General features: G+C 56.5%; 6 protein-coding genes. 1 reads left to right on the plus strand and 5 read right to left on the minus strand.

From position 1 onward, the window contains the following. The 4 genes from WBM93_RS12810 to WBM93_RS12825 form a co-directional block, all read right to left on the minus strand. Positions 1 to 994: NADPH:quinone oxidoreductase family protein (locus WBM93_RS12810; protein ID WP_424432255.1), on the minus strand; the 994-nt coding region annotated here is incomplete at its 3' end. Then, entirely contained in the window at positions 991 to 2,397 is a 1,407-nt protein-coding gene (locus tag WBM93_RS12815) for a serine hydrolase domain-containing protein (RefSeq protein ID WP_424432256.1), read from the minus strand. The genes WBM93_RS12815 and WBM93_RS12810, both read right to left, overlap by 4 nt. Then, complete coding sequence (locus tag WBM93_RS12820) at positions 2,378 to 3,697, minus strand: replication-associated recombination protein A (protein ID WP_424432257.1); 1,320 nt, start codon at positions 3,695 to 3,697, stop codon at positions 2,378 to 2,380. The genes WBM93_RS12815 and WBM93_RS12820 overlap by 20 nt, the downstream gene beginning before the upstream one ends. A gap of 2 nt (positions 3,698 to 3,699) precedes the next feature. Further along, entirely contained in the window at positions 3,700 to 4,881 is a 1,182-nt protein-coding gene (locus WBM93_RS12825; RefSeq protein WP_424432258.1) for a glycosyltransferase family 4 protein, read from the minus strand. A gap of 64 nt (positions 4,882 to 4,945) precedes the next feature. Here WBM93_RS12825 and WBM93_RS12830 point away from each other — a divergent pair, with 64 nt between their 5' ends. Then, positions 4,946 to 5,599, plus strand: a complete 654-nt coding sequence (locus tag WBM93_RS12830) for an MOSC domain-containing protein (RefSeq protein WP_424432259.1) — start codon at positions 4,946 to 4,948, stop codon at positions 5,597 to 5,599. A 5-nt stretch (positions 5,600 to 5,604) separates the two neighbouring features. Here WBM93_RS12830 and WBM93_RS12835 read toward each other — a convergent pair. Further along, positions 5,605 to 6,302, minus strand: a 698-nt coding sequence (locus WBM93_RS12835) for a hemolysin family protein (protein WP_424432260.1), incomplete at its 5' end; no start/stop codon positions are given.

The raw sequence follows: 6,302 nt of genomic DNA on the forward strand, positions 1-6,302 counted from the left end.
AGGTGCTTGCGAACATCTCCACGACCACTCGGCCAATCGCTTGGCGGTTTTCGAGCACGGCGAAGGCCTTTGCTGTATCATTCAGGGAGAAACGATGGGAAATATGGGGCCGCATCGCTCCCTGTTCGGCCAGTTGCTGTAGCGCAGCACTTTGGCGTCTCGCCATTTCGGGATCGCGGCGGGGGCTTTCGCCAGCGCGGACACCGATCAGACTATAGGTCTTGATCATGACATGATTTGCCGGAAAGGATGGAATGTTGCCACTGGCAAATCCGACGATGAGATATCGTCCGTTCCACGCAATGGCGCGTGTCGCCGTCAGCGCAAGATCGCCGCCGACCGGATCATAAACCACGTCAACGCCTTTGCCATCGGTCAATGCCTTGACTCTGGCCGCCAGTTGCTCATCCGCCGGGTCGAGCAGATGATCAGCCCCGGCGTGGTGGATCGCTTCCAGCTTTTCTTCATTGGACCCGGTACCGATTACCATCGCACCGATTTTCTTGGCCATTTTTACTGCCGCCATCCCGACGCCGCCGCTCGCCCCAAGCACAAGAACCGTTTCTCCCGGTTGGAGATGTCCCCGTTCCACCAGCGCATGCCAGGCAGTCGATGCGGCGCTTTGCCAGCAAGCGCCTTCGGCGAACGAAAGCGCTGCGGGCAGGGGGGAGACAGCGGCTGCGCTGACAATCCATTGCTCGGCGAGCGCACCGCCCTTGCCGCCCGCCATGACGCGATCACCGGGTTTTACGCTTTGAACGTCTGGTGCGACTTCGGTCACCTCTCCTGCCGCTTCAAGCCCGGGCACGAATGGAGGGTCGGGACGGAATTGATATTTGCCCCGGGTCATCAGCAGGTCGGGGAAGTTCAGGCCCGCTGCCCTGACCGCGATACGCACTTCTCCCGATGCCAGCGGTCTTGGTTCGGTGGACTGTATCTGGATGGAATCTGGGCCAGTCAGTCCGGTGCAGACTGCCGCGCGATAGCGGGTCAAGGCGTTAGAACTGCGATGACGTCGCGCGTGAATGCCGCGATATCAAATCGACCGTCGCTCATGTCATAGCCGCGCCTGACGATCACCAGATCGAGCGATGGAATGATTACAAGATATTGCCCGCGATTACCAAAGGCTGCAAATGCATCTGCCGGAACGCCATCGGAATTGTTCATCAGCCAGAATGTTGCGCCATAGCCGAAATCCCGACCTTCCGGCTGCGGCCCCGACGGTTTGCTGACGTATTCGCGCCAGTTTTCGGGAATCAGGCGCTCTCCGTTCCAGACACCATTGTTGAGATAGAGCTGGCCGAGCCGCCCCAGATCACGCGCAGTGGTCCAGACCTGGCTGGAAAGGATATAATTGTCCTGCCAGTCGGTTTCGGCATAAGTGCGGGTCATGCCGAGTTTCTGGAAGAAGCCAAACGGATCGAAATCATGTTCTTCGGGCATATAGTTGCTTAGCTTGTATTTTTTATCCTCATGGGCCGCCTGAACGGCGAGCACTGCCAGCAACGTGTCATTATTGGCATAGCGAAACTTCGTGCCAGGCTGATCTAGCAGGGACCAGCTGGTTGACTGCTGGCTGACGCTAGTTGCACCCATGTAAATCCCGTCTGTGCGGTTGCCGGCCGTATCGCTAGTCAAGCCGCTGGCCATGCGCATGAGATTGTCGATGGTAATAAAATTCCGCGGATCACCGAATTTCTGCCATTGTGGCAAGCTGGCTCTGGCGCTCACATCGACCATATTCTGCTGCACGGAGTGGCCGATAAGAGTTCCAGCGATGGATTTGGCTACAGACCACGTCCGCTGGGCCGTATGAAGATCATGGCCGGCTTTATATTGTTCGGCCTGGATATTGTTTTTGTGGACGATCAGGACGCCGCTGGTTTTGCTGCCTGCGCCATAGGTGCTGGCATCGAACGCCCGTTCCGTCACGACGCGCGCGGCAAATTCGGAAGCGCTTTGAACGGGGGGCGGGGTGATATCTCCCATCGGCCAAGGTTGATCATCCATATATTCGCGCTGGCTCAACGGGCCACCAGTTTTCAGTCCCCCGAAGCCGATCGGCATCGAAGTACAGCCATTTTTGCGATTCCAAATGGCGACGCGCGGTGGCGCATCATCGGCAAAGGGGACGCGAACCTGCCGTTCGCTATGGTCTATTTCTTCGGGCAATGTCGGGACGATATCGGCTATCCGGTCGTAAATCCCTGTCAGTTCATCGGCCTTGATATCGGCGAGCGATTTGCCGCCATTCCACAGGCCGGAACAGATGAACTGGGCTTTATAGCCGGCGGCTAACGCCCGGTCATAGCGCGAAGGCTCTTCGTCCTGGGCAAGGGCGCTGATCGGAAATAACGCGCCAGCGACACAAATACTAACCAGTTTTTTCAGCACGCAAATTCTCCCAATAATCAAGCCGTTCCCGGATCTTATGTTCAAAACCGCGATCTACAGGCTGGTAATAACGTTCCGGTTGCATCTCTTCCGGCCAATAATTGTCACCCGAGAAGCCATCGTCTGTTCCGTGATCATAGCTATAGCCTTTGCCATAGCCGATGTCCTTCATCAGGCTGGTCGGTGCATTGAGTATATTTTGCGGCGGCATCAACGAACCGGTATCCTTGGCGGATTTCCATGCGGCTTTCTGGGCCTTGTAGGCAGCATTGGATTTTGGAGCGGTTGCGCAATAGAGGCAGGCTTGGACGATCGCCAATTCGCCTTCCGGGCTGCCGAGAAATTCATAAGCCTGTTTGGCGGCCAGCGCCTGCACCAGCGCTTGCGGATCAGCCAGGCCAATATCCTCGCTGGCGAAACGAACGATCCGGCGAAGCAGGAAAAGCGGCTGTTCTCCCGCCACCAGCATTCGCGCCAGATAGTAAAGCGATGCCTGGGGATCGGATCCCCGTAATGCTTTGTGCAGCGCCGAGATCAGATTATAATGACCCTCACGATCCTTGTCATAGACAGCCATGCGCCGATGGAGAATTTTGGCGAGCTGGGGTGGGTCGAGCGGATCTGCGATGTTCAGCGAGAAAAGCGTCTCGGCCTGATTGAGCAGGAACCGGCCGTCGCCGTCGGCGCTGGCGATCAGGGCCTCTTTGGCGTTCGCGGTGAGCGGGAGGGATTTGTCCTCGAGATTTTCCGCTTTTTCCAGAAGCTGGCTTAGCGCATCGGCATCCAGCCGGTTGAGGATGAGTACCTGGGCGCGGCTGAGCAGGGCGGCATTCAATTCAAAGGACGGGTTTTCGGTCGTCGCACCGACCAAAACCACCGTGCCTCGCTCGACATAAGGCAAAAAGCTGTCCTGCTGGGACCGATTGAAGCGGTGGATTTCATCGACAAATAACAGGGTGGCCTTGCCCGACTGAAACCGCATCTCGGCCTCGGAAAAAACCTTCTTCAGATCGGCGACGCCGGAAAATACCGCAGAGATTGCCTTGAAATGCAATTCCGTCTGATCGGCCAGCAACCGGGCGAGACTGGTCTTGCCGGTTCCAGGTGGTCCCCAAAGGATGATCGAGGACAGCTTTCCCGCGGCTATCATCCGGCCGATAGTACCTTCGGCGCCTACCAGATGATCCTGACCGACAATGTCCGAAAGCTGGCGCGGCCTTAGCCTGTCGGCTAGCGGAGCATCCGGCGGGTTTTCCGGATCACGCTGTTGATCTTGATTATCGTCAAACAGCCCCTGCATGGTTATCGAACAGCAGCCTGCTTGATCGGGCCATGACCAGCCCGCCGCTGGCGGACCAGACGCATATAGGTTTGCGCCACGGTATTATTGATCTGATCCCAGCTGAATTCTTCGGCGCGCCGTTCACCGGCAGACCCATGGGCAGTACGCAAGTCGACATTGTCACAATATAATTGCAACGCATCGGCAAAGTCCCGAATTGCGCCGGGTGGGACAAGCCTCCCGGACTCTTTGTCCCGGACCAGACTTTGGCTGCCTGTGGCCTTGGCTGCGACTACGGGCAGCCCGCTGGCCATGGCTTCGAGCGTGACATTGCCAAAAGTCTCGGTAATCGAGGGGTTGAACAGCATGTCCATGCTGGCAACCGCCCGGCCGAGTTCGCTGCCCTGTTGAAATCCGGCAAAAATGGCACCGGAGATTCTGTCTTCGAACCACTGCTGGGCGGGGCCTTCTCCGATGACGACCACTTTGTGCGTCACCTTGCGGCGTTTTAACTCGTCGATGGCATCGGAAAAGACATCCAGCCCCTTTTCCATAACCAACCGACCGAGGAAACCGATCACCGGTTCGTCGTCGGCGATACCCAATGATCTACGCCAGGCCATATCACGGTGGCCGGAATTGAATGTCTCGCGATCAACGCCGCGCGACCAGATGCCGACATCATAGTTCATTCGCTGGTCGCGCAACACTTGGGCCATCGATTCTGACGGTGCCACCAGCGCATCGCAGCGGCGGTAAAGCCGGCGCAAAATCGCTTCGATCACCGGCTCCAGAAAGGCGAGATTATAATAGCGCGGATAGGTTTCGAACCGGGTGTGCACCGAGGCCAGCACCGGGATGTTGGTCTTTCGGGCCCATGAGACCATCTTGTGTCCGACCCGGTCGGGACTCGATATCTGCATGATATTGGGCTTGAACTGTTCCAGATCCTTCCGCACGTCACCTGACAGGCGGGTAGGAAAGCGATATTCACCGCGACCCGGAAAAGCGACAGATGGTACGCTGATCAGATCCCCCGTGGGTTCGAAGGCGGGTGTGTCGGTAGTTGGCGAATAGACGCGAACGGCAGCTCCCTGGCGTAGCAGATAGTCCACCAGCCGATTGAGTGCCTGATTAGCACCATCGCGCACGAAATTATAATTGCCGCTATAAAGGGCAATGCGAAGGTCACTGATTTCCATCCGCGCCTTCAAGCATAGTCAGGGGGAAATTGCCAATATGAACTTGGTCAGCTAGCACGCGACGATGATCCGGACCCAACTCAAGCATCTGTTGATTGGCACGCCAAGCGCGTTTGGTACCGATGGAGAAATGAGCGCGATCGCCAAAGACAAAGTTGATAGGCCGCTGACGCTTGGTTTTGATGGATTGGAAGGCAATCAGGTTGCCGATCCGCTGCATCATGGCGGGCGGGACAAGGCCATCCATCTCTATCCCTTGGAACATTACTCCTTCTGGCAGGCAAAATATCCGGATGTGGCTGTGCTCGATCAACCGGGAGCATTTGGGGAAAATTTCAGTTGCTCTGGATTGAGCGAAGAGCGGCTTTGTCTCGGTGATATTTTTCGGGTTGGGGAGGCGCTCATCGAATGTAGCCATGCGCGGCAACCGTGCTGGAAACTCAATCACAGATTTGGCAAACCTGATGTGCTGAAAACTGTGGTCAGGACCGGCAAGTCCGGTAGCTATTTTCGTGTGCTGGAAGAAGGTCGAGTGCAGGCAGGCGACGATCTGGTGCAACAGGCGCGGCCTTATCCTGAATGGTCACTGGAACGGTTATTTGGCATGATTATCGGTGGCCAGCACAAGGGACAGACCGCTGAGCTTATCGCGCTATCGAAAAATCAGATACTCGGCGAAACCTGGCGGGTTCGGGCGAAGCAGTTGGCAGGCCAGTAAATTTGCTATTTTTGATCCTGCTCTGGCGGGTGCAACCGTAATTTGGTCACCCGGCGATCATCGGCTTCGGTAATTTCCAGGACCCAGCCGCTGGGATGTTCCAGCCGTTCCCCGACCGTGGGAATATGTCCCGCCAGCACGAAGCACAGACCGCCGATCGTATCGACATCCTCGTCAATTTCTTCGAGCGCCGGATCAATGGTTTCGCCAACATCGTCCAGTTCTGCTCGGGCATCTGCTTCCCACATGCCATCGTCCAGCATGACCAGCATAGGCACCGGCTCGTCGTCATGCTCGTCTTCAATCTCGCCGGTAATTTCCTCGACAATATCTTCAATCGTGACAAGACCTTCGGTGCCATTATATTCATCGAAAATGATCGCGAGATGGGTGCGTGTCGCCCGCATCTCGGCCAGTAAATCGAGCACACCCATGGATTCCGGGACAAAGCGCGGTTGCCGGAGGAAGGGAGTGATATCGTCGGGATATTTGCCGCCCTTGGCGACAATCGCGAAAATATCCTTGATGTGGATCATGCCGATAATATTATCGAGATTTTCGCGATAAACCGGGATCCGGCTGTGTCCGTGTTCGGAAAAAATATCGACAAAGTCGCTGAACGGGGAGCTTTCCTCGATGGCGATCATATCGGCGCGCGGTACGGCGATATCGTCGACCCGATTATCGCTGAAATGCAGCATGT

It is taken from the genome of Parasphingorhabdus sp. (assembly GCF_049667325.1).
In the GTDB taxonomy this organism is placed as follows: domain Bacteria; phylum Pseudomonadota; class Alphaproteobacteria; order Sphingomonadales; family Sphingomonadaceae; genus Parasphingorhabdus.

Coding starts and splice junctions, on each gene's coding strand:
- WBM93_RS12820 (WP_424432257.1), bottom strand. CDS start 3,697: ATGCAGGGGCTGTTTGACGATAATCAAGATCAACAGCGTGATCCGGAA.
- WBM93_RS12825 (WP_424432258.1), bottom strand. CDS start 4,881: ATGGAAATCAGTGACCTTCGCATTGCCCTTTATAGCGGCAATTATAAT.
- WBM93_RS12830 (WP_424432259.1), top strand. CDS start 4,946: ATGATCCGGACCCAACTCAAGCATCTGTTGATTGGCACGCCAAGCGCG.